Origin of the sequence: Pseudoalteromonas sp. P1-9 (genome assembly GCF_001399975.1) — a bacterium.
In the GTDB taxonomy this organism is placed as follows: domain Bacteria; phylum Pseudomonadota; class Gammaproteobacteria; order Enterobacterales; family Alteromonadaceae; genus Pseudoalteromonas.
The window spans coordinates 1-384 of record NZ_LKBD01000150.1 but is presented as its reverse complement, the minus strand read 5'-3'; the positions used below and the strand labels follow the sequence as shown (position 1 = coordinate 384).

General features: G+C 43.2%; 1 protein-coding gene. It reads right to left on the bottom strand.

Features of this window, described 5'->3' with window-relative positions; all coding sequences use genetic code 11:
* On the bottom strand, window positions 1-236 hold a 236-nt coding region (locus tag AN214_RS21960; RefSeq protein ID WP_152960864.1), incomplete at its 3' end, for a hypothetical protein.
* Window positions 237-384 lie beyond the last annotated feature (148 nt).

Genomic DNA, 384 nt, shown 5'->3' with positions numbered 1-384 from the left:
TTCGCTTGTGTGCCATTATTGGTTGCCGTTGCATCCATCGCCACCATGCGGTTACGCATATCATAGCGATAGGTGGTTTGCGCACCGTTAATGTCTTTGATTAAGGTGTTACCGTTATCGTCATACGTGAAGGTGGTAACATCCGTGCCTTCAGTTTCACTGGCTAGCCTATCGTTATCATCAAACACATAATTTGTAGTGATTGTGTTATGCGTTTGCGTTAAACGATTACCCACCTTGTCATAGGTGAAGCTGGTTTCACTGTTGCCATTTACTAGTTAAGGTGGGTGGCCTTTATATTCTTATATTCTGTTTAGACTTTGTGCAGAAGGGGAGGCTTTGCCTTTTTCTGTGTGTATAAAAAGGCAAAAAGCAAGACGCGAC